The 20780-nt window shown below is 62.3% G+C and carries 21 protein-coding genes; 11 read left to right on the forward strand and 10 right to left on the reverse strand.

All coding sequences use genetic code 11. From position 1 onward, the window contains the following. The first annotated feature begins 7 nt into the window (after positions 1-7). From lptC to BM059_RS00715, 8 genes are all read left to right on the forward strand, one after another. Positions 8-574, forward strand: coding sequence for an LPS export ABC transporter periplasmic protein LptC (gene lptC, locus BM059_RS00680; RefSeq protein ID WP_074936039.1), 567 nt, complete (start codon positions 8-10; stop codon positions 572-574). Beyond that, positions 561-1100 (forward strand): lipopolysaccharide transport periplasmic protein LptA, encoded by a 540-nt coding sequence (lptA, locus tag BM059_RS00685; protein WP_037000581.1) that lies wholly within the window; start codon positions 561-563, stop codon positions 1098-1100. Before lptC ends, lptA begins: the two co-directional genes overlap by 14 nt. Continuing rightward, a complete protein-coding gene (gene lptB / locus BM059_RS00690; RefSeq protein ID WP_013714100.1) occupies positions 1100-1825 on the forward strand; it encodes an LPS export ABC transporter ATP-binding protein in 726 nt (241 codons plus the stop codon). The genes lptA and lptB overlap by 1 nt, the downstream gene beginning before the upstream one ends. 176 nt (positions 1826-2001) lie before the next feature. After that, positions 2002-3495, forward strand: a complete 1494-nt coding sequence (locus BM059_RS00695) for an RNA polymerase factor sigma-54 (RefSeq protein ID WP_037000579.1) — start codon at positions 2002-2004, stop codon at positions 3493-3495. A gap of 99 nt (positions 3496-3594) precedes the next feature. Continuing rightward, on the forward strand, positions 3595-3903 hold the full coding sequence (hpf, locus tag BM059_RS00700) for a ribosome hibernation-promoting factor, HPF/YfiA family (protein WP_003242873.1): 309 nt from the start codon (positions 3595-3597) through the stop codon (positions 3901-3903). A 12-nt stretch (positions 3904-3915) separates the two neighbouring features. Then, positions 3916-4380, forward strand: a complete 465-nt coding sequence (ptsN, locus tag BM059_RS00705) for a PTS IIA-like nitrogen regulatory protein PtsN (RefSeq protein ID WP_037000578.1) — start codon at positions 3916-3918, stop codon at positions 4378-4380. Between the two features lie 2 nt (positions 4381-4382). Then, entirely contained in the window at positions 4383-5240 is an 858-nt protein-coding gene (gene rapZ, locus BM059_RS00710) for an RNase adapter RapZ (RefSeq protein WP_037000576.1), read from the forward strand. 14 nt (positions 5241-5254) lie between these two features. Further along, positions 5255-5527, forward strand: a complete 273-nt coding sequence (locus tag BM059_RS00715) for an HPr family phosphocarrier protein (protein WP_037000573.1) — start codon at positions 5255-5257, stop codon at positions 5525-5527. Positions 5528-5585: 58 nt separating this feature from the next. On the opposite strand, the gene pmbA is transcribed toward BM059_RS00715, so the two are convergent. Beyond that, on the reverse strand, positions 5586-6932 hold the full coding sequence (gene pmbA, locus BM059_RS00720) for a metalloprotease PmbA (RefSeq protein WP_037000572.1): 1347 nt from the start codon (positions 6930-6932) through the stop codon (positions 5586-5588). A gap of 129 nt (positions 6933-7061) precedes the next feature. Here pmbA and yjgA point away from each other — a divergent pair, with 129 nt between their 5' ends. Continuing rightward, complete coding sequence (yjgA, locus tag BM059_RS00725; RefSeq protein WP_037000571.1) at positions 7062-7580, forward strand: ribosome biogenesis factor YjgA; 519 nt, start codon at positions 7062-7064, stop codon at positions 7578-7580. Positions 7581-7610: 30 nt separating this feature from the next. On the opposite strand, the gene BM059_RS00730 is transcribed toward yjgA, so the two are convergent. The 9 genes from BM059_RS00730 to mreB all read right to left on the reverse strand — a co-directional run bounded on the left by BM059_RS00730 (position 7611) and on the right by mreB (position 18780). Beyond that, positions 7611-7802 carry a hypothetical protein gene (locus tag BM059_RS00730; RefSeq protein ID WP_074936041.1) on the reverse strand — a complete coding sequence of 64 codons (192 nt, stop codon included), beginning with the start codon at positions 7800-7802 and terminating at the stop codon, positions 7611-7613. Continuing rightward, a complete protein-coding gene (tldD, locus tag BM059_RS00735; RefSeq protein ID WP_074936043.1) occupies positions 7802-9244 on the reverse strand; it encodes a metalloprotease TldD in 1443 nt (480 codons plus the stop codon). Before tldD ends, BM059_RS00730 begins: the two co-directional genes overlap by 1 nt. A 2-nt stretch (positions 9245-9246) precedes the next feature. Next, the gene (locus BM059_RS00740; protein WP_074936045.1) at positions 9247-10095 is read right to left on the reverse strand and encodes a carbon-nitrogen hydrolase family protein; all 849 of its coding nucleotides are present in this window, start codon (positions 10093-10095) and stop codon (positions 9247-9249) included. Positions 10096-10144: 49 nt separating this feature from the next. Further along, complete coding sequence (locus BM059_RS00745) at positions 10145-13966, reverse strand: YhdP family protein (protein WP_074936048.1); 3822 nt, start codon at positions 13964-13966, stop codon at positions 10145-10147. Between the two features lie 17 nt (positions 13967-13983). Further along, positions 13984-15441, reverse strand: coding sequence for a ribonuclease G (gene rng / locus BM059_RS00750; protein WP_037000565.1), 1458 nt, complete (start codon positions 15439-15441; stop codon positions 13984-13986). Positions 15442-15489: 48 nt separating this feature from the next. Further along, complete coding sequence (locus BM059_RS00755) at positions 15490-16086, reverse strand: Maf family protein (RefSeq protein ID WP_074936050.1); 597 nt, start codon at positions 16084-16086, stop codon at positions 15490-15492. A gap of 51 nt (positions 16087-16137) precedes the next feature. After that, positions 16138-16626, reverse strand: coding sequence for a rod shape-determining protein MreD (gene mreD, locus BM059_RS00760; RefSeq protein WP_037000560.1), 489 nt, complete (start codon positions 16624-16626; stop codon positions 16138-16140). Then, on the reverse strand, positions 16626-17612 hold the full coding sequence (gene mreC / locus BM059_RS00765; RefSeq protein WP_074936052.1) for a rod shape-determining protein MreC: 987 nt from the start codon (positions 17610-17612) through the stop codon (positions 16626-16628). The genes mreD and mreC overlap by 1 nt, the downstream gene beginning before the upstream one ends. A 130-nt stretch (positions 17613-17742) precedes the next feature. Then, positions 17743-18780 carry a rod shape-determining protein MreB gene (gene mreB / locus BM059_RS00770; RefSeq protein ID WP_037000556.1) on the reverse strand — a complete coding sequence of 346 codons (1038 nt, stop codon included), beginning with the start codon at positions 18778-18780 and terminating at the stop codon, positions 17743-17745. Positions 18781-19019: 239 nt separating this feature from the next. Between mreB and gatC the strand changes: the two genes are divergently transcribed. Next, the gene (gatC, locus tag BM059_RS00775) at positions 19020-19307 is read left to right on the forward strand and encodes an Asp-tRNA(Asn)/Glu-tRNA(Gln) amidotransferase subunit GatC (protein ID WP_037000555.1); all 288 of its coding nucleotides are present in this window, start codon (positions 19020-19022) and stop codon (positions 19305-19307) included. 15 nt (positions 19308-19322) lie between these two features. Further along, positions 19323-20774, forward strand: a complete 1452-nt coding sequence (gene gatA / locus BM059_RS00780; RefSeq protein ID WP_074936054.1) for an Asp-tRNA(Asn)/Glu-tRNA(Gln) amidotransferase subunit GatA — start codon at positions 19323-19325, stop codon at positions 20772-20774. Positions 20775-20780 lie beyond the last annotated feature (6 nt).

Consider the following 20780-nt stretch of genomic DNA (forward strand, 5'->3'; position numbering starts at 1 on the left):
GAACAGCATGCCGCGTAAAATCTTCAACACCCTGATCTTTGCCCTGATTGCAGTCGTGGTAGCTGCACTCGGCTACTGGAACCTCGCACCGGACAGCGGCCGCCAGGCTCAGCAGGCCAGCGATGACAATGTCGTCGACTTCTACGCCGTCGGCGCGCGCACCGTGCAGTTTCAGGATGACGGCAAACTGCACTACCGCATGACCGCGGACAAGCTCGAACACATCAAGAGCACCGACATCACCCTGATCGACACGCCCAAGCTGGACCTTTACCGCGGCACCGAGCTGCCGTGGAAGGTCACCAGCCAGCGTGCCGAAGTCTCGCCTGGCGGCGTCGAGGTAGAACTGATCGACGACGTGCGCATCGCGCGCACCGACGCCAAGAACCGTCCAACCATCATCACCAGCAGCCGCATGACCGTTATTCCTGACAAGGAATATGCGCAGACCGAGCAAGCCGTTAGAATCGTCGCGGCCAACGGGGTAACCACGGCACAAGGAATGAAAGCGTACTTGAATGACGGCAGGATGCTCCTGCAGTCCAACGTAAGAGGCCAGCATGAGGTTCGTTAATACCCTCCCCCTGATTCTCAGCCTCGGCGCCGCATTGGGAAGCGCGGCTGCCTGGGCACTGCCATCGGATCGCGATCAACCGATCCGCATCCAGGCCGACAGCGCCGAGCTGGATGACAAGCAAGGTGTAGCCGTTTATCGCGGTGATGTAATCATCACTCAGGGCACCCTGAAGATCACGGGTGATACCGTGACCATCACGCAGACCACCAGTGGCGATATCGATGTGTTTACCTCGGTCGGCAACCTCGCCTACTACGAGCAGAAGCCCGCAGTGGACAAAGACATCGTCAAGGCCTACGGCAAGACCATCCAGTACTTTGCCAGCAACGAGCGCATCGTATTGATCGATCAGGCCAAGGTGATTCAGGAAGGCAATACCTTCGAAGGCGAGAAGATCGTCTATGACACCCGCCGCCAGATCGTCAACGCCGGCCGCGCTACAGGCGGTAACGTCAGTACGCCGCGCCCGCGTATCGACATGGTCATCCAACCGAAGAACAAACCCGCGGATCAGCAGCAGTAATGGCCATTCTCAAAGCCCAACACCTGGCGAAAAGCTACAAGAGCCGCCAGGTCGTGCGTGACGTCAGCCTGAGCATCGAAAGCGGCCAGATCGTCGGCCTGCTCGGCCCCAATGGCGCCGGCAAGACCACCTGTTTCTACATGATCGTCGGCCTGGTGCGCGCCGATCAGGGCCGCGTGCTGATCGACGACCTCGATGTCAGCCACCAGCCCATGCACGGTCGCGCGCGCGCCGGCATCGGCTATCTGCCGCAGGAGGCGTCGATCTTCCGCAAGCTGTCGGTGGCCGACAACATCATGGCCATCCTCGAGACGCGCAAAGACCTTGACCGCGCCGGACGCCAGGCGGAGCTGGAAAACCTGCTGCAGGAGTTCCACATCCACCATATCGCCGACAGCCTCGGCATGAGCCTGTCCGGTGGAGAGCGCCGCCGCGTGGAGATTGCCCGCGCCCTGGCGACCAACCCCAAGTTCATTCTGCTCGACGAGCCCTTTGCCGGCGTCGACCCGATCTCGGTTGGTGACATCAAGCAGATCATTCACCACCTCAAGACCAAGGGCATCGGCATCCTAATCACCGATCACAACGTGCGCGAAACCCTGGATATCTGCGAAACCGCCTACATCGTCAACGATGGACAGCTGATTGCCGAAGGTGACGCCGAGACCATCCTCGCCAACCAGACGGTGAAAGAGGTATATCTGGGCCACGAATTCCGCCTGTAGCAGGCTGCGTGAAAACTACTGCGCTTTCACACAGCCTGTAGGTCGCGGCTATTTCGCTACAGAAATATTGCAACCCCTAGGCAAAAACCAGAAATTCAGGCATATAATTTGCTTCCTGGCGGCGCTCCGGCGCCCTGATGTGGAAGGCGTAACTCGCCAGTAAATTAAGGTCTGCAATGAAACCATCGCTAGTCCTCAAGATGGGCCAGCAGCTGACGATGACACCGCAGCTGCAACAGGCTATCCGCCTCCTCCAACTGTCGACCCTGGACCTGCAACAGGAAATCCAGGAGGCGCTGGAATCCAATCCCATGCTCGAGCGCCAGGAAGAAGGCGACGACTTCGACAACAGCGACCCAATGGCTGATGGCGCCGAAAGCGCCACTCCGACTCCGAGCAAGGAAGAAAGCTTCCAGGAAACCACCCCCACGGTGGACAACCTGGAAGAAGGCGAGTGGGGCGAGCGCATTCCCAACGAGCTGCCAGTCGATACCGCCTGGGAAGACATCTACCAGACCAGTGCCAGCAGCCTGCCCAGCAACGATGATGACGAGTGGGACTTCACCACCCGCACATCCAGCGGCGAGAGCCTGCACAGCCACCTGCTCTGGCAACTTAACCTGGCGCCCATGTCGGACAAGGATCGCCTGATCGCTGCCACCCTGATCGACTGCATCAATAGCGATGGCTATCTCGAGGAAACCCTCGAGGAAGTGACCGAGTCTTTCGACCCCGAGCTGGATATCGAACTGGACGAAGTGGAAGTGGTGCTGCACCGCATCCAGCAGTTCGAGCCGGCCGGTATCGGTGCCCGCGACTTGCGTGAGTGCCTGCTACTGCAACTGCGCCAACTGCCTGCCAACACCCCCTGGCTCAGCGAAACCCAACGCGTGGTCGCTGACTACCTGGAACTGCTCGGCAGCCGCGATTACGCCCAGTTGATGCGGCGCACCAAACTCAAAGAGGACGAACTGCGCCAGGTCATCGACCTGATCCAGCGTCTGAATCCGCGCCCGGGCTCGCAGATCGAATCCAGCGAACCGGAGTACGTTGTACCCGACGTGATCGTGCGCAAGCACAACGACCGCTGGCTGGTCGAGCTTAACCAGGAGGCGATGCCCCGCCTGAGGGTCAACCCGCAGTATGCCGGCTTCGTCAAACGCGCCGACTCCAGTGCCGACAACACCTTCATGCGCAATCAGTTGCAGGAAGCGCGCTGGTTCATCAAGAGCCTGCAGAGCCGCAACGAAACACTGATGAAGGTGGCCACGCAGATCGTCGAGCATCAACGCGGCTTCCTCGACTACGGCGACGAGGCGATGAAGCCTTTGGTCCTGCACGACATCGCCGAAGCGGTGGGCATGCACGAGTCGACTATCTCGCGCGTTACCACGCAGAAATTCATGCACACCCCACGCGGCATTTACGAGCTGAAATATTTCTTTTCCAGCCACGTCAGCACCTCGGAAGGCGGTGAATGCTCGTCCACCGCGATCCGCGCGATCATCAAAAAACTGGTTGCAGCAGAAAACGCGAAAAAGCCGTTGAGCGACAGCAAGATCGCTGGTTTACTGGAGGCACAAGGCATCCAAGTCGCCCGTCGGACAGTCGCCAAGTATCGCGAGTCCCTCGGCATAGCGCCCTCCAGTGAGCGCAAGCGACTGATGTAGGCCAGATCGACTGAAGGCCTCAAGCCTTCAGGCCAACGTGTTCCGGTGGCGGGTCGAACCAGACCCGTCTCTTACACAAGGCAACAAGGAGAAAGCGGTATGCAAGTCAACATCAGTGGACATCAGCTGGATGTGACCGACGCCCTGCGTGACTATATCGGCGAGAAACTGGGCCGACTGGAACGCCACTTCGACAAGATCACCAACGTACAGGTGACCATGGAGGTCGAAAAACTCAAGCAGAAGATCGAAGCCACCCTGCATGTTGCCGGCGGCGAAGTTGTCGCCAATGCCGAACATCAGGATATGTATGCTGCCATCGACCTGTTGGCCGATAAACTCGACCGTCAACTCATCAAGCACAAGGAAAAGCAGCTCGAACGCCTGCAAGGCGCTACGGCCCGCTAACATTCCCCACCCATGATCCGACTTGAAAATATCCTGACCCCCGGCCGTTCCCTGGTGAACGTGCCGGGTGGCAGCAAGAAACGTGTGCTCGAACAGATCGCCAATCTGGTTGCACGCGACCTGCCAGACCTGGACGCCCAGGACATCTTCGAAAGCCTCATCGCCCGCGAGAAGCTTGGTTCCACCGGCTTCGGCAACGGCATCGCCATTCCGCATTGCCGCCTGGCCGGCTGCAGTGCACCAATCAGCGCTGTGTTGCACCTGGAAACCGCCGTTGACTTCGACGCCATCGACGGCGCGCCTGTCGATCTGCTCTTCGTACTGCTGGTGCCGGAGGCAGCAACCGATGCGCACCTGGAACTGCTGCGCCAGATCGCCAGCATGCTCGACCGCCAGGATGTACGTGAACGTCTGCGCCAGGCCAACAGCGGCGAAGATCTCTATCAGGTTGTCGTGGACATTCAGAACGGTCACTGAATATGCGTCTGATCATCGTCAGCGGTCGCTCGGGCTCGGGCAAGAGCACCGCCCTCGATGTACTTGAGGACAACGGTTTCTACTGTATCGACAACCTGCCGGCCGGCTTGCTTCCGGACCTGGCCGAGCGCTTCCTGCCGCACAGTGACATGCTGCTACCGCAAGTGGCCGTCTCCATTGATGCGCGCAACCTGCTGAGCCAGCTCAAGCGCTTTCCCGAATTGCTCGATGAAGTGCGCAAACGCAATATCCGTTGCGACGTGCTTTATCTCGATGCGGAAGACGAGACGCTGCTCAAGCGTTTCTCCGAAACGCGCAGGCGTCACCCGCTGACCAACGACAATCGCTCGCTCGCGGAGGCCATTGCCTACGAAAGCCAGTTGCTCGCGCCAATCACTGATCGTGCCGACCTGAAGATCGATACCACACGCCTGAATCTCTACCAGTTGCGCGACACCCTCAAGCTGCGCTTGCTGGGCCAGACTCAGACCGGTACTGCCTTTCTCGTCGAGTCTTTCGGCTTCAAACGCGGCATGCCGGTCGATGCCGACCTGGTATTCGATGCGCGCTGCCTGCCTAACCCCTATTGGAAGCCGGAACTGCGCGACCACTCCGGACTGGATCAGCCAGTGATCGATTACCTGGCCGCTCAACCAGAAGTCGAAGAAATGTATCAGGACATCCTCGCCTACCTGGAAAAATGGCTACCGCGCTTTGCCGCCAGCAACCGCGCCTATGTCACCATCGCCATCGGCTGCACTGGCGGCCATCACCGCTCGGTATACCTGGCCAACCGCCTCAGCCAGGCACTCAAACACTCGCTGAAGAACGTCCAGGTGCGTCACCGCGACCTCAGCTAAGGAACCCTGCCGCGATGCCAGCACGTGAAATCACCATCATCAACAAGCTTGGCCTGCATGCCCGTGCGGCTGCGAAATTCGTTGGTGTGGCGAGCACCTATCCTTGCCAGGTGCGCATCGGTCGCAGTACCGAGAGTCTGGTAGACGGCAAGAGCATCATGGCGGTGATGATGCTAGCCGCCGGCAAGGGCACCAACGTGCACCTGTTGACCGAAGGCGAGCAAGACGAACAGGCGATGAATGCCCTGGTCGGCCTGATCGAAAACTACTTCGACGAAGGCGAGTAACTCCACTTCCGACAAACAACAAGGCCACCCGCAGGTGGCCTTGTCGCTTCTGCCGACCTCAACTGCCGGCGACGGTCATCTTCTCGATCAGCACCGAGCCGGTGCAGATATTGCCGCGTCGCTCCAGATCACGACCGACCGCAACGATCTGCCGGAACATGTCGCGCAGATTGCCAGCGATGGTTACCTCCTGCACCGGGAACTGGATTTCGCCATTTTCGACCCAGAAGCCCGCTGCGCCACGCGAGTAATCGCCCGTCACCAGATTCAGCCCCTGCCCCATCAGCTCGGTGACCAGCAAACCACGCCCCATGCGGCGGATCAGCGCCTGTTGATCCTCATCGCCATGGGTGACGAACAGGTTGTGCACACCACCGGAGTTGGCGGTGCTCGGCAGGCCCAGCTTGCGCCCGGAGTAGGTACCGAGCACGTAGGAGACCAGCTCGCCCTTCTCCACGAACGGTTTGGCGTACGTGGCCAGGCCGTCACCATCGAAGGTGGCACTGCCCAGCGCGCGCGGCAAATGCGGACGCTCGTCGAGGCTCAGCCATTCGGGGAATAGACGTTGACCGAGGGCCCCCTCGAGAAACGAAGACTGACGGTACAAGTTGCCGCCAGAGATCGCCGCCAGCAGGTGACTGAACAACCCGCCGGCCAACTCGGCCGCGAACAGCACCGGCACCTCACAGGTCGGCACCGGGCGCGCACCGAGGCGACGTACCGTACGCTCGGCGGCACGCTGACCGATACCCGCCGCGTCGGCCAGCAATTCACCCTGACGGTTGACGTCGTACCAGTAGTCGCGCTGCATCTGCCCATCCCCCTCGGCGATCATCACGCAGCTCAGGCTGTGACGGGTACTGGCGTAGCCGCCGATGAAACCGTGGCTGTTGCCATACACGCGGCAGCCCTGGTGGGTATTGAGACTGGTGCCATCGGCATTCTTGATCCGCGCATCAGCAGCGAAAGCCGCGGCCTCACAAGCCAGAGCCTGCTCGACGGCCTGCTCCGGGGTGATCGACCAGGGGTGATAGAGATCGAGCTCAGGCAGCTCGCGCGCCATCAGCGCGGCATCAGCCAGGCCGGAGCACTCGTCCTCGCTGGTATGTTTGGCAATCGCCAGGGCCGCAGCCACAGTCTCACGAATGGCCTCGATACCGGTGGCCGAGGTGCTGGCCGAGCCCTTGCGCTGACCGACGTAGAGCGTGATACCGAAACCCTGATCACGATTGAACTCGACGGTCTCCACCTCGCCCTGGCGCACCGTGGTGGACAAACCCTGACCAGCCGAGACCGCGACCTCGCAGGCACTGGCACCCTGGCGCTTGGCTTCGGCGAGAATTGCCTCCACCTGCTCTTGTAACGCCGGCAAGGCCTGCGGACCGATGCGTTCTACTTCACTCATAACCACTCCCGATTATCTTGGCGCAGGCACTCTTTGTACGAAACCCAAGGCCTACTCTCGACAGCCCGCCCACGGGCCGGCTGTCACGGTTACTGCTATCATGGCGGCGTTTCCCTCTGGACCCACCCCATGTCTGATTCCTACGACGACTTCTCCCTGGAGAAGAGCAAATCCCAGGTCAAACGCGAACTGCATGCCCTGCAGGAGCTTGGCGAGCGACTGACCACGCTCAAGGCGGATCTGCTGGCCAAGATGCCACTGACCGATGCCCTACGCCGCGCCCTCGCCGAAGCACCGAAACATACCGCTAACGCCGCGCGCAAACGCCACATCCAGTTCATCGGCAAGCTGATGCGCGAACAGGATGTCGACGCGATCATCGCCATGCTCGATCAAGTGGACAGCTCCACCCGCGAGTACAACGAGCGCTTTCATGCCCTCGAACGCTGGCGTGACCGCCTGATCGTTGAGGGCGACAGCGCGCTGGAAAGCTTCGTCGAGCTCTACCCCGACGCCGACGTCCAGCACCTGCGCGGCTTGGTCCGTCATGCTCAACATGAGGCCGCACGCAACAAGCCGCCGGCCGCAGCACGCAAGGTGTTCAAGTACATCCGCGAACTCGACGAAATCCATCGCGGCTTGCGTTGAAACCGGCTTGAGGTGAGTGCATCCACGTACTCACCTCAAGCTTGCCAGCCACAGCAGCAGTGGCACGCACCAGGCCAACGTGGCCACTAAACCGACCAGCGCGACCAGGCTATCATTCCAACGCTTTGGCTGGATCCGACCCGCTGACACCAGCTGTAACGTCCAATAGCCCTTGCCGTACAGCACCACTTCGAACACCAAGCTGAGCAGTGCCTCTAGCATCAGGCTCCTGTGCCGCCAACGGTGATCGCATCGATCTTCAACGTCGGCTGACCGACGCCCACCGGCACCGACTGACCATCCTTGCCGCACGTACCCACACCGCTGTCCAGCGCCAGGTCATTGCCGACCATGGACACCCGGCTCATGGCCTCCGGACCATTGCCAATCAGTGTCGCGCCTTTGACCGGCGCCGTGATCTTGCCGTCCTCGATCAGGTACGCCTCGCTGGTGGAGAACACGAACTTGCCGCTGGTGATATCTACCTGGCCACCACCGAGATTGGCGCAGTAGATGCCCTTCTTCACCGAACGAATGATTTCCTCCGGGTCGCTCTCGCCGGCCAGCATGTAGGTGTTGGTCATGCGCGGCATCGGCAGGTGCGCGTAGGATTCACGACGACCGTTACCGGTGGCGGCTACGCCCATCAGGCGCGCGTTCAGCTTGTCTTGCATGTAGCCCTTGAGCACGCCGTTCTCGATCAGCGTAGTGCACTGGGTCGGCGTGCCTTCGTCATCGACACTGAGCGAGCCACGACGCCCAGCCAGAGTGCCATCATCGACGATGGTGCAGAGGCTGGAAGCAACCTTCTCACCCACCTTGCCGCTGTAAGCCGAACTGCCCTTGCGATTGAAATCGCCTTCCAGACCGTGGCCGACCGCCTCGTGCAGCAGGACGCCGGACCAGCCCGCGCCCATTACCACCGGCAGCGTGCCGGCCGGCGCGGGAATGGCTTCGAGGTTGACCAGCGCCTGGCGCAGGGCCTCACGGGCATAGCCCATGGCGCGGTCTTCCTCCATGAAATAGCGGTAGTCGGTACGCCCGCCGCCGCCATGCCCACCGCGCTCGCGACGGCCGTTCTGCTCGACGATGACACTGACGTTGAAACGCACCAATGGGCGGATATCGGCGCTCAGGCTGCCGTCATGCGCCGCCACCAGAATGCGATCCCAGACACCGGCCAGGCTCACGGTGACCTGCTTGATCCGCGGGTCGAGCGCGCGCGTGGCGCGGTCAATACGCTGCAGCAGCTCGACTTTCTCGGCACGACCCATGACGTCCAGCGGGTTGCCCTCGGCATACAGCTGGGTCACCTGCGGGCTGACGAAAGCCTGTACACGGCCCTGCTGACCAGCGCGAGAGATCGAACGCGCGGCCTGGGCGGCTTGCGTCAGCGCATCGAGGCTGATCGCGTTGCTGTAGGCGAAACCGGTTTTCTCGCCAGACTGGGCGCGTACCCCCACACCCTGGTCCAGATTGAAGCTACCTTCCTTGACGATGCCATCCTCCAACACCCAGGTTTCCGAAACCTGGTTCTGGAAGTAAAGATCGGCTGCATCGATACCTGGCCCTGCGACCTCGCCCAGCACGCTGCTGAGGCTATCGAGCGTCAGGTTACCGGGGGCCAGCAGGTGCTCGCTGACGGATTGCAACATCGTATTCATGATCACTCCACAACGATCGGACGCGGTACATCCGATGAAAAGAATCGGCGGTGCTGCTGCACCGGCATGCGCTGGCGAATGCTTGCCTGCTCGGCCGCATCGCGAGAAGCCAGCAACGCGGCTTCACCTTGATCCTGTTCGGTCAGGACATTGCCCCAAGGGTCAATGATCGCCGAATGGCCAAAGGTCATGCGCTGCCCTGGATGCTCACCACCCTGCCCGGCCGCCAGCACATAACACTGGGTTTCGATGGCACGGGCGCGCGTCAGCACCTGCCAGTGCGCGGCGCCAGTGACCGCCGTGAACGCTGCCGGTACGCTGATCAGCTCAGCACCCGCTTCACGTAACGCACCGAACAGCTCGGGGAAGCGCAAGTCGTAGCACACGCTCAGGCCCAGGCGCCCTACCGGCGTATCCGCTACCACGACACGCTGCCCATGGGCAAAATCGTCGGACTCGCGATAACGGCCACGGTTGTCAGCCACGTCGACATCGAACAGGTGCAGCTTGTCGTAGCGGGCGGCGCGCTCACCCTGATCGTCGATCAACAGCGAGCAGGCGTGCGACTTGCCGTCGGCATCATCGTCTGGTGGCAACGGTAGAGTGCCGGCCACTATCCATAAGCTGAGGTCGCGCGCGGCCCTTTTCAACCAAGGCAGGATCGGCCCTTCGCCCAAGGCTTCAGCACGACCGATGGCAGCCAGATCACGGCGCCCCATGGCCGCGAAGTTCTCCGGTAGCACGGCGAGGCGCGCACCGCCCTGCGCGGCGCGCTCCAGCAGGCGACGAGCCAGGCGCAGATTGGCTTGCACATCGTCCTGGCTGACCATCTGGATTACAGCGAGATTCATGGCGACACTCTTTACGGCTCGGTGTAACAGCCTACGCCAAGACGCGACGTCATTGCGGTTTTTCGAAAGGCTTGTCGAAGCTGAGATCCGGATCCTGCAGGGAACCCTTGACGTCGTACTGCACGCTGGCGAAGCGGGCGACCTTGTCGCCAAGCAACTTGTCCACCACGAACAACGCCCCACCAATCGCCGGGGCACCGACGATCAACGCCGCCAGCGGCAGGTTGTTGGTCACCGGCAGGGTCACCAGCAATTTGGCATCGATGCGCTCGTCACGCATGTCCAGATTGCCGTTAAGCTCCAGATTGCTCGAAGGCCCGGTCAGGGTGATCGGCTCACGGGTGACGAACAGGCCATTGGTGGCCTGCAGGTTGCCTTTGACCCGGTCATAACTCAGGCCCTTGCCGAGCAGGTCGGAGAAGTCCAGACGCAGGCGGCGGCCGATGGAGTTGAAGTTGAGCAGACCAAATACGCGCAGTGCCTGGGCCGAGCCCTGCACCTCGACGAACTGACCTTTGCGCAGCGAGGGGTCGAGATTGCCGGAGAAACGCTTGAGCGAGAACCAAGCAGGCGAGCCGGGCCAGTTGCCATCGGCATCCACCCGGAAACTTTCACTGGTGACGCTGGGGGCGAAATCCCAGGCCTTGAGAATATCGCTGAGGTCCTTGCCCTGCAGGCGTCCCTTGTACCAGCTGCGCGTATTGCCTGGCGTGCCTCGCCAACCAGCACTACCGCCGATCTTCAACCCTTGAAGATCGAGGTCGAGCTCATCGAAGCGCACACCCTGCGCCTCCGGACGTACCTTGAGCGACCAACTGCCCAGTACCTTGTCACCGCGCTGTACGCGCTCGATGCGGATATCCAGCGCCGGAATCTTGCGCGGGTCGACATCGGCCAGCGGATCTGGCGCATCCGCGTCCTTCACCGCATCAGGATCCGCTGCCGGCAAACGCACATGCTGCAGCTCGATGCGAATCGGTACACCGTCGGCATCGGCCAGCAGCACACGCCCAGCAGCCAACTCACTGTCGAGCTGCAAGGCCCACGCCTGACCTTCACGCGCCAGGCCAAGCGTCAGTTGCTCGACTTCCTGGCCGAAACCGCGAAAGCGTCCGATATCCAGGCGTGCACTTCTGAACAAGCGCTGGCTGTCTGCGTCCACCTTGACCGGATGATTCGTGCCGAGCTGCTGCCAGGCGTCCAGGTCCAGCTCGTCCAGGCGTCCACGCACACGCAGCCCCTGACCAGGCGGCAAACCTGCCGCGCCCCCACCAAGCACCACTTCGCCGCGGCCGTCTGCCAACGCGCCCGGAGGTGCAGCCAGACTCAAGCTGGCCAGATCAGCGTAATCCGCCCAATAACGGCGCTCACGCCCGGCAAGGGTCATGCGCCAGCTGGCGTCACGCTCCTGATCCGCCGCCTTGCCAAAGGGGGCCGGTAGATCGACTGCCACACCGCGCAAGTTGGAGTCGACGCGCAGCTTGCTGTCATCGCCATCCAGGGTCAGCCGCAGGCGATAAGGCAGCAGGCCGCTGACGGGAAGCTTCTGCGGGCCACCCAGCCACTGGCTGAGGGTATCGACCTGGACCTGTCCGCGCAGGTCGAACAACGTACGCGCTTGCCCGCGCGCGCCCTCGGCGCTGATCTTGCCGCGCACCTGGCGGCCGAAAACTTCGGCGCGAACGTCTGGCGCGCTCAATCCGGCCGCACTGTCGAAACGAAACGCGCCCTGCACCTTGCTCAACTGCAGATCGGGATTGCCCAGTTTGAGCCTGGCGCCCTCGGTGGCGAAATCCACCACCACGCCGGGTTTCTCTCCTTTGTGCAGCGGAATATCCAGCTGCAGTCGTCCGGCCAGAGGCCCTTCACCCTGCCAGCCTTCGAAGATGTCCGCCGTTCCCAGCGGGGCCTCCTGCAACAGCTTGATGGCATCGCTCAGGCTGCTCTGCACCTTGCCGTCGAGTTGCAGGCGTGGTGGTTTGCCGTCGTGCAACAGCGGGATATTGGCCACGACATCACTGACCTGGCTGTCCTGCAAGCGCCCGCTCTGCAGGCGCACGCGTACCGCGTCGTCTTCGATCAGCACCTCACCCACACCCTCACGCAGCGAAGGCCAGCCTGGCTGGAAGGCCATCTCGGCGTCCTTGACCTTGAAGAACAGGCTGAGGCTGCGTGCACCCAACGGTGCGCCTTTGTGCAGCGAGCCCTGGTACTGGAAGTAGCCCTCCTCGACGTGACCCGCACGGATCGCCGTCTTCAGCCAATGATCGAGCTCGGCGCTCATGCCGGGCGCGCGGCTCGGCAGATACTTCTCGGTAAAGGACGCATCGCCATCGCGCATGCCGACGCGCAGGTCCATGTAGTCCTCAGCCTCGGGATCGCGCAGCAGGCGGATCAGCATGTCACCGGCGACCTGTCCCTCCTCGCCATCGACACGCATGTAGGGGCTGTACAGGGTCAGGCCGGTTTCGCTCCAGTCCCAGCTCAAGCGCGCCTGAGCATGGCGGTAGCGCCAGGGTTTGGGGAACAGCTGATCCAGATGCAGGGCAAAGTTTTCGCTGTTCAGGCGCAACTCGCCCTGGAACATATTGCCCGATGCGCTGCCACTGACGTTCTCGGCAGCCGGTGCACCGTGATAGGCCTGGATGCCCACCTTGTCCAGATTGACGGCAAACTGCAGGCGGTCGGCGCCTGCATGCTGCGGGTAGTAATCAAGCAACAGGTTGTTGACCGCACCAACCGGAGCCAGCGCGGCCAGAACCTCGCGGACACTGTCGGGCATCGGCACCAGCGCCTGCACCAGCGGCGCCCAGGCTGCAAGATCGAGGCGGTCGGCAGTCAGTGCCCAGCGCTCGTCAGCCTCGCCCACATCTTTCTGTTTCAGATTCAGATGCAGTTCGCCGATGCGCTGCTCAGCATGGGTCAGAGCCAGGGAGTCGATCTGCGCCCGCACGCCCTGCTCATCCCGAGCGAAGAAGGCGTTGAAGGCCAGGTCCTTGAGGGTCACGGCCTTGAGCTTGGCCTGCCCGCCCACCAGCTCGGGGGCATGCAGGCGCAAGGCGCCCTTGTCCAGGGCCAGGCCATGGCCTTCCAACCAAAGCTCTCCGCCGGCCTTCAGGTGCTGTACCTGCCAATCACCGAGCAGCGATTTTGGCAGCCAGGCCGCCCAGTCGCTCTGCGGCAGGCTCAGATAGAGCTCGGACTGCGCCTCGCGCCAGGTCTTGGGCTGCATGCGTGTGCGCAGGCGCAGCGCGACCGGCTGCCCATCAGGCAGTAGCAGACGACCATCGAGGCGTTGACTGTTGCTGCCATAACTCAGGCTCAGGTTGACGTAACTGAGCAGCAGTGGCTGTTGATCGTACGGCTGCACGACCACGCGGCTATCGAGCAGGCTGATGTGGTGCACCATCTGCAGTTGTTCCAGCAGACGCTCGACGTCCAGCTCGGGGCCGCTACGCTTTGGCACACCCTGCAACTGCCAGCCACCCTCGGCGTTCTGCTGCAGGTTCAATTGCAGGCCGTCGAATTGCAGGTGGGCGACGCGCGGCTGGCGTGCCAGCAGACTCCCGCCGACATCCGGCACCAACTGCACGCGTTCCAGGCTAAGGCCGTCATCCTCGTTGCCCAGGCTCACATCATGCGCAACCAACACCGGGGCGAAACCCTGCCATCGCCCTTCGAGGCGACCGATGCGCACAGGCACACCCAGTTGCGCGGAGGCACGGTCCTCCAGCTCCAGCCGATACTCAGCCACCAGCGGCACCAGCTCACGGCCCAGGCTGACATACAGCGCCGCCAGCACCAGCAAAGCAGCGCAAAGCCCCAGCCCCCAGCGCAACAACGCCGAGAACAGGCGCGCCAGGACATTCACTTCCGTGCTGACCGTGCTCAGAGCAGCACCACGTCGTACTGTTCCTGGGAATACATGGTTTCCACCTGAAACTTGATGGTACGTCCGATGAAGGCTTCCAGATCAGCGACGTTGCCCGACTCTTCATCGAGCAGCCGGTCGACCACCTTCTGGTTGGCCAGCACGCGATAGCTTTCGGCCTGGTAGGCGCGGGCCTCACGCAGAATTTCGCGGAAGATCTCGTAGCAGATGGTTTCCGGCGTCTTCAACTTGCCGCGCCCCTGGCAGGCACTGCAGGGTTCGCAGAGGATCTGCTCGAGGCTTTCGCGCGTGCGCTTGCGGGTCATCTGCACCAGGCCGAGCTCGGTGATACCGATGATGTTGGTCTTGGCATGGTCACGCTCGAGCTGTTTCTCCAGGGTGCGTAGCACCTGGCGCTGGTGCTCTTCGTCTTCCATGTCGATGAAGTCGATGATGATGATGCCGCCCAGGTTGCGCAGACGCAGCTGGCGGGCGATGGCCGTGGCCGCCTCGAGATTGGTCTTGAAGATGGTCTCTTCGAGGGTACGATGACCGACGAAGGCACCGGTATTGACGTCGATGGTGCTCATCGCCTCGGCCGGATCGACCACCAAGTAGCCACCGGACTTGAGCGGCACCTTGCGCTCCAGGGCACGCTGGATTTCGTCTTCGACACCGTACAGGTCGAAGATCGGCCGTTCGCCCGGGTAATGTTCCAGACGGTCGGCAATCTCCGGCATCAATTCGGCGACGAACTGGGTGATTTTCTGGAAGGTTTCCCGTGAGTCCACGCGAATCTTCTCTGTCCGCAAGCTGACCAGGTCACGCAAGGTACGCAGTGCCAGGGACAGGTCCTCGTAGATCACCGTCGGTGCCTTGGCATTCTGGATCTGCGCGCCGATCTGATCCCACAGGCGGCGCAGGTAGCGGATATCGATCAGGATTTCGTCGGCACCAGCACCCTCGGCCGCCGTGCGCAGGATGAAGCCGCCCGCCTCCTCGATGCCCTCGGTAGCGACGCAATCGGCGACCACCTGCTTGAGGCGTTCACGCTCGGCCTCGTCTTCGATCTTCAGGGAAATACCGACGTGGCTGGTGCGCGGCATGTACACCAGGTAACGCGAAGGGATGGACAACTGCGTGGTCAGGCGCGCGCCCTTGCTGCCGATGGGGTCCTTGGTGACCTGCACCACCAGGCTCTGTCCTTCATGCACCAAGGCGCTGATCGGCTCGACCGCAGCGCCCTCGCGACTGGAGATTTCCGAAGCATGGATGAAAGCTGCGCGCTCCAGTCCGATATCGACGAACGCCGCCTGCATGCCTGGCAGTACACGTACCACCTTGCCTTTGTAAATGTTGCCGACGATGCCGCGCTTCTGCGTGCGCTCGACATGCACTTCCTGCAGCACGCCGTTTTCCACCACCGCCACACGCGATTCCATCGGCGTGATATTGATCAGAATCTCTTCGCTCATGCATCCGTCCTGATGGATTCGCTGCCCGCCATCGGCGGCCATTTCAATTTATTGCGCGGCGCTGGCCTGCCAGCAGGCAATGCCAAAGTCACCCAGCATCTGCGCCGTTTCGCACAGGGGCAGGCCGACCACGGCTGAATAGCTGCCCTCGATACGACTGACGAAAATCGCCGCCAGCCCCTGAATACCATAACCGCCTGCCTTGTCGCAGGGTTCTCCGCTGGCCCAGTAGGCGCAAGTCTCCGCCTCGCTCAGGTGACGGAAGGTCACATCGCTGCACACCACCCGCGCAGCCTCGGCTTGCAGACTGACCAGCGCCACGGCCGTCATCACCTGATGACTACGACCGGAAAGACCAGCCAGCATGCGACGAAAGTCCTCGAAATCGAGCGGTTTGCCGAGAATCTGGCCATCGAGCACCACAGCGGTATCGGCGCCCAGCACCACGGCATCCGTACTGTTCGACAATGCCGCCAGCCCGGCGTGCGCCTTGCCGCGCGCCAGACGCTCTACATAGGCTGCCGGCTGCTCGCCTGGCAATGGCGTTTCGTCTATCGAGGCGATTTGCGTGACGCAGGGCACAGCGATCTGGGCCAGGAGTTCACGGCGACGAGGCGAAGCGGAGGCCAGGAAAAGCGTGGCCATGAGAACTCTCCCTATCGGACGAACTCGACCAGGCTTGGAGCGTGGCCGTTCTCAGTTGACGTTGAGGCGACGGTGAAGCGCGCGCAAGAAGGTGCAGATCCACGGCCAGAGCAAGGCGCTGACCAAGGCCGGCAAGACAAAAGCCAGGGTGGGCGGACGGCTGCCGGTCAGCGCATTGAGCCACAGCTGCACCAACTGAGCCAGGCCGAACACCACCATCAACACCATGCTCTGCTGCCACATGGGGAACATGCGCAGGCGCTGGTGCAGACTCAATACCAGGAAAGTGATCAAGGTGAGGATCAGGGCATTCTGCCCAAGCAGCGTGCCGAACAGGACATCCTGCGCCAAGCCGAGTATCCAGGCGGTGGTCATGCCGACGCGATGCGGCAGGGCCAGCACCCAGTAGGTGAGGATCAAGGCAACCCATAGCGGCCGGCCGATCTGCATGAATTCAGGTAGCGGCGAAACGCTGAGCAGCAGGCCGAGCGCCAGGCTCAACCAGATCACCCAGCCGTTACGAGGCTGTACGCCAACCATCAGTTCGTCTCCTGGGCGGGGGCGTCTGCGGCCGGCACTTGATTCTGCGTCGGCGGCTGCTCGCCATTCGCACGCGCCTGCTCGGCTTCGCGGTCAGCGGCTTCCTGGGCCTCGGCAGAATCGTTGGCGCGCTGCTCGGGCGTGCGCCGGTCGGAAAACACCAGCAGCAGGTAACGGCTGCGATTGAGCGCGGCAGTAGGCACGGCACGGACGATGGCGAAGGGCTGGCCGGAGTCGTGAATCACTTCCTTGACCGTGGCCACCGGGTAGCCGGCCGGAAAGCGCTGGCCCATGCCGGAGCTGACCAGCAGATCGCCTTCCTTGATATCAGCGGTATCGGCGACGTGGCGCAGCTCCAGACGCTCCGGATTGCCGGTACCGACGGCAATGGCGCGCAGGCCGTTACGGTTGACCTGCACCGGAATGCTGTGGGTGTTGTCGGTGAGCAGCAGCACACGCGAGGTGTAGGGCATGATCTCGACCACTTGGCCCATCAGGCCGCGCGCATCGAGCACCGGCTGACCGAGGAATACGCCATCCTTCTCGCCCTTGTCGATCAGGATGCGGTGGGTATAGGGGTTGGGATCAACACCGATCAGCTCACTGACCAGTACTTCATCGTCCACCAGCGCGGCGGAGTTGAGCAGTTCGCGCAAACGCACGTTCTGCTCGGTCAGCGCTGCCAGTTTCTGCAGGCGACGCTGCAACAGCAGGGCTTCGGCCTTGAGCTTCTCGTTCTCGGCCATCAGCTCGTTGCGCGAAGAAATCTGCTGGGTCGCACCGTCCCAGGCACGCACAGGCACATCAGCCAGCCAATAGAAGGGCGTGAGCACCAGCCCCATCTGACTGCGCATCGGCTTGAGCGTCTCGAAGCGGGCGTCGACCACCATCAGCACCACCGACAACACGGCGAATACCAGCAGACGAATGCCCAGCGAGGGACCTTTGGCGAAGAGCGGCTTAATGGTCTGCTCCTCGTGCGCCACATGGGCAAAAAGCGCGCGAATTCATGCGAAAGGCTAACCGGTAAGGCGAAGGTTGGGCCGAGTGTACTGCAATGCTCGAATATGCGCGTGCCGCCCGGAGGCGGCACGGCATCACACAGGTTAGACAGGCTTACTCGGTGGAGAGCAGGTCCATGGTGTGGCGATCCATCATTTCCAGCGCCTTGCCGCCACCGCGAGCCACGCAGGTCAGCGGGTCTTCGGCGACGATCACCGGCAGGCCGGTTTCCTGGCTCAGCAGTTTGTCCAGGTCACGCAGCAGCGCGCCACCACCGGTCAGTACCAAACCGCGCTCGGCGATGTCCGAAGCCAGTTCCGGAGGCGATTGCTCCAGGGCGCTCTTCACCGCCTGGACGATGGTCGCCAGGGATTCCTGCAGCGCTTCGAGCACTTCGTTGGAGTTCAGGGTGAAGCTGCGCGGTACGCCTTCGGCCAGGTTACGACCACGCACGTCGACTTCACGGATCTCGCCGCCCGGGTAGGCGGTACCGATTTCCTGCTTGATGCGCTCAGCGGTGGATTCACCGATCAGCGAACCATAGTTACGGCGCACGTAGGTGATGATGGCTTCGTCGAAGCGGTCGCCACCAACCCGTACGGATTCGGCGTAAACCACACCGTTCAGGGAGATCAGCGCGATTTCAGTGGTACCACCACCGATATCGACGACCATCGAGCCACGGGCTTCTTCGACCGGCAGGCCGGCGCCGATGGCAGCGGCCATCGGCTCTTCGATCAGGAACACTTCGCGGGCGCCAGCACCCAGCGCGGATTCACGAATGGCACGGCGCTCGACCTGGGTCGATTTGCACGGTACGCAGATCAGTACGCGCGGCGACGGCTGCAGGAAGCTGTTCTCGTGAACCTTGTTGATGAAGTACTGCAGCATCTTCTCGCAGACGCTGAAGTCGGCGATCACGCCGTCCTTCATCGGGCGAATGGCGGAGATATTGCCAGGCGTACGACCGAGCATGCGTTTGGCTTCGGTACCGACGGCCACGACACTTTTCTGGTTACCATGGGTACGGATGGCGACCACGGACGGCTCATTCAGGACGATACCGCGCTCGCGCACATAAATAAGGGTATTGGCAGTGCCCAGGTCGATCGACAGATCGCTGGAAAACATGCCACGCAGTTTCTTGAACATTAGGAAGGGACCCTAGGCAACGCGTGGGTGAAGGCCAGGCGCGGAAAACGCGCAGGTAAAAAGTGCGGCAAACTCTAACAACGGCAGGGATTTTGAGCAAGGCGGCAATATGGTAGATTGCCTGTTTTTCCGGGCCTTGTGGCTGCACATCGCGGCCTTTGACCGCTGGCTCGCGACATCCGTTCCCTGCAGCCGCTCACCGATGCCCGCTCTGTCACACTTCCACTGGAGAACCCCCGATGGCGCTTGAACGCTCCGAGGTGGAAAAAATCGCCCACCTGGCCCGCCTGGGTCTGAACGAAGGCGATATTCCGCAAACCACCGAGACCCTGAACAACATCCTCGGTCTGATCGACCAGATGCAGGCCGTCGATACCCAGGGCATCGAGCCCCTGGCCCACCCGCTGGAAGCGACCCAGCGCCTGCGCGCCGACGTGGTCACCGAGAGCAACCAGCGCGACGCCTACCAGGCCATCGCCCCGGCCGTGGAAAGCGGCCTGTACCTCGTGCCGAAAGTCATCGAATAAAGGAAAGGGCTCGACATGCATCAACTGACCCTGGCCGAGATCGCCCGCGGCCTCGCCGACAAGCAATTCTCCGCCGAAGAACTGAGCCGCAGTCTGCTGGCGCGCATCGCGCAACTCGATCCGCAGCTCAACAGTTTCATCACCGTCACCGAGGACCTGGCCATCGAACAGGCCAGGGCCGCTGACGCCCGCCGCGCCAATGGCGAGAGCGGTGCCCTGCTCGGCGCGCCGATCGCCCACAAGGACTTGTTCTGCACCAACGGCGTGCTGACTTCCTGCGGCTCGAAGATCCTCACCGGCTTCAAGGCGCCCTATGACGCCACCGTGGTCGAGAAGCTGGCTGCCGCCGGCACCGTGACCCTGGGCAAGCTGAACATGGACGAGTTCGCCATGGGCTCGGCCAACGAATCCAGCCACTACGGCCCGGTGAAGAACCCCTGGGACCTGACCCGCGTACCCGGCGGCTCCTCGGGTGGCTCGGCAGCCGCCGTTGCCGCGCGCCTGCTGCCGGCTGCCACCGGCACCGACACTGGCGGCTCGATTCGTCAGCCGGCTGCGCTGACCAACCTCACCGGCATCAAGCCGACCTACGGCCGCGTCTCGCGCTGGGGCATGATCGCCTACGCTTCCAGCCTCGATCAGGGTGGCCCCCTGGCCCGTACCGCCGAAGACTGCGCGCTGCTGCTCGGCGCCATGGCCGGCTTCGACACCAAGGATTCGACCAGTGTCGATCAGCCGGTCGATGACTACCTGGCCGCCCTCGCCCAGCCGCTGGCTGGCCTGCGCATCGGCCTGCCCAAGGAATACTTCGGCGCCGGCCTCGACGCCCGCATCGGCGAGAAGGTACTGGCCGTGGTCGAGGAGCTGAAAAAGCTCGGCGCCAGCGTCAAGGACATCAGCCTGCCGAACATGCAGCACGCGATTCCAGCCTATTACGTGATCGCGCCAGCAGAAGCCAGTTCCAACCTGTCGCGTTTCGACGGCGTGCGCTTCGGCTATCGCTGCGAAGACCCGAAAGACCTGCAGGACCTGTACAAACGCTCGCGCGGCGAGGGCTTCGGCGCCGAAGTGAAGCGGCGCATCATGGTCGGTACCTACGCGCTGTCCGCCGGCTACTACGACGCCTACTACATCAAGGCCCAGCAGATCCGCCGACTGATCAAGAACGACTTCGTCGCCGCCTTCAACGAGGTCGACGTGATCCTCGGCCCGACCACGCCGAACCTGGCCTGGAAGCTCGGCGAGAAGAACGCTGACCCGGTTTCCGCCTACCTGGAAGACATCTACACCATCACCGCCAACCTGGCCGGCATTCCCGGCCTGTCGATGCCAGCCGGCTTCGTCGATGGCCTGCCGGTGGGCGTGCAGTTGCTCGGCAACTACTTCCAGGAAGGTCGTCTGCTCAATGTCGCGCACCAGTACCAGCAGGTCAGCGACTGGCACAAACAAGCACCGAGCGGCTTCTGAGGAACA

Source organism: Ectopseudomonas composti, assembly GCF_900115475.1.
Taxonomy (GTDB): Bacteria; Pseudomonadota; Gammaproteobacteria; order Pseudomonadales; family Pseudomonadaceae; genus Aquipseudomonas; species Aquipseudomonas composti.